Source organism: Bradyrhizobium sp. Ce-3, assembly GCF_022835695.1.
Lineage (GTDB): Bacteria > Pseudomonadota > Alphaproteobacteria > Rhizobiales > Xanthobacteraceae > Bradyrhizobium.
In genome coordinates this window covers 1-350 of the sequence record NZ_BQUV01000057.1, presented here as the reverse complement: position 1 = coordinate 350, position 350 = coordinate 1, and the positions used below count along the sequence as shown (strand labels likewise).

The 350-nt window shown below is 35.4% G+C and carries 1 pseudogene; it reads left to right on the top strand.

Going from position 1 to position 350, the window contains the following annotated elements:
- Positions 1 to 218: pseudogene (locus tag BRSPCE3_RS35815) on the top strand (hypothetical protein); the annotation flags it as partial.
- Between the last annotated feature and the right edge of the window lie 132 nt (positions 219 to 350).

Here is a 350-nt window from a genome sequence, read left to right as displayed (position 1 = left end):
CTTCTGCTCTGACCCGTGTTAAATATTCTTTGACTCTTGGTGATTATGATGGTGAAAATACATTTAATTTCATTATCAATATGGCAAATATGAAAATGCAACCAGGAAATTATAAACTTCTGCTCTGGGCAAAAGGTAAACAAGGTGCTGCTAAATTTGAAGGTGAACACGCGAATTATGTAGTAGCTCTTGAAGCTGATTCTACCCACGATTTTTAATAAAGGGCTTCGGCCCTTTATAATTTACACTAAAACTTGAATGAGGAAATTATGATTACCGTAAATGAAAAAGAACACATTCTTGAACAGAAATATCGTCCATCTACTATCGATGAGTGTATTCTTCCCGCC